The sequence below is a fragment of the Limnochorda sp. genome, from assembly GCF_047459355.1.
Lineage (GTDB): Bacteria > Bacillota > Limnochordia > Limnochordales > Limnochordaceae > Limnochorda.
Genome location: NZ_VSCV01000084.1, coordinates 1 through 1,669, shown reverse-complemented (window position 1 = coordinate 1,669; position 1,669 = coordinate 1). Strand labels below are relative to the sequence as shown.

2 protein-coding genes are annotated in these 1,669 nt (G+C 69.0%); both read right to left on the bottom strand.

Features of this window, described 5'->3' with window-relative positions:
• Positions 1 to 94: 94 nt before the first annotated feature.
• A complete protein-coding gene (locus FWJ67_RS11000; protein WP_414482842.1) occupies positions 95 to 1,009 on the bottom strand; it encodes a retropepsin-like aspartic protease in 915 nt (304 codons plus the stop codon).
• 16 nt (positions 1,010 to 1,025) lie between these two features.
• Positions 1,026 to 1,669, bottom strand: a 644-nt coding sequence (locus tag FWJ67_RS10995; protein ID WP_414482841.1) for a sensor histidine kinase, incomplete at its 5' end; no start/stop codon positions are given.

The following is a 1,669-nucleotide window of genomic DNA, read 5'->3' as shown; positions in this document are numbered from 1 at the left end:
GGGATAGCCCGCTCGAGGGATGGACGAGGACCAATGTCCTGGGACAGGCCGGTCCTGGCCTGGGTGGGTGGAGGCCGAGACGTGAGCCGGCCCCTTACCGCTCCAGGATCAAGCGTCCGGCGGCGTAGTCGAAGGTGACCAGAAAGCGGCAAAGGACGTCGGCGCCGATAACGAAGGACGGCCGGGGACCGCTCCGGAAGAGGGTGCGGACCGGGCGCAGGGCGGCCGACGGGACGTCCAGTCGGAAAGGACCGATCTCCAACCCCTCCAGCCTCACCCGTCCCAAGAGGTTGGGGGCGAGCCCCCACTCTTCGGCCAGGGTCCGATCGATGGCGGTGACCGAAGCACCCGTGTCCACCAGGGCGAGGTACTGGCGCCCTCGAACCCGGGTGGGGATCAGGACTGCACCGGCATAGCCCTCGGGAGAGACGTAGCGGGCCACGTACCGGCCGCGGCCCGGGGTGATCGACTCGGGCAGCGGGCGGGAGCCGATGGCCGCCCGACCGTGCGCGTAGTCGAGGGTGATCGTGCGTCCCCTCAGGCTGGGCCAGCCGAAACTGGCCTCGTTGCCAGCCCATGAGGTTCCTACGCTTATGGGCAGGGCCACGCCGGCTACGGCGAGGGAAGTGACCGTGAAATCGGGGAAGGTGCCTGTCGGCTGCCCGCCCACCACGTGGGGTCGCTCGCCCGTCACCCTCCAGCCTTCCTGGCGAACCCACGCCTCAGGCACCGTCAGACCGAACGCGTTCGCTGAGTCAAAAAAGAGGCTGGCCGGCCGCCCGTTGACCTCGCCCTGGAAGAACGGCCTACCGCGCCCCCGGTCGAAGGTGAACTCGACCAGCTCGTCTGGCCCATAGCCATACACCCGGGCCCACTCTTCGGGGCTGGACGGGGCGTGGGGGCTGTACCGGTTGACGAGGCGGGCGGGGAGGTCCCGCGGCCCCCACCCGATCCCAACGACCCCGGCCAGGAGTGTGGCAAGGACCAGCCCGGCGGCCCATCTCTTCAAGGAGTTCCCCCTCCCTTCATCCCAGGCCGTCCCGTTCGCCCCGGCCTGGACCATCCACCCACGAAGGGCCTGACGAATCAAGGGCTGAGGGCCGGTGGAGTCCAAGGAAAACCCATCGTGGAGCGCGGGTTCCATCCTGATGGCTCGGTAGCGTCTCCAGGCACGACGAACTCCACCTCAGTCCCTCTTCCGGGTCGGAGCGCAAGTCCATCCGCCCACCAACGCCCTCGACCCGCTCCCGCATGATGCGCAGGCCGTACCCGTCGGGGGGATGGGTCGACCCGGGATCGAAGCCGGTACCGTTGTCCGTGACCCGGATCTGGAGAGCCTCGACGCCTTCCGCCACCGAGACCACCACCTGCCTAGCCTGGGCGTGCCGGCAAGCGTTGAGGACAGCCTCTTTCACGGCCAAGAGAAGTTGGGTTTCCGTATCGGGTGTAAGGGCTCGCCTGTCCCCCGACGTTTCGACCCGCACGTCCAGCCCGTAGCGCCGGGCACAGTCCTCCGCGAAGGCTCGCAGGGTGGTGAGCCAGTGTTCACCCGCGTGGCGCGTGGAGGCGCGCAAGTTGAAGATGGCCTCACGGGTCTCCCCATACGCGGCGGTCGCGGTCGCGATGGCCATCGGTTGGAGAGCGGCGGCCAGCTGGCCCTGGAGGTCGT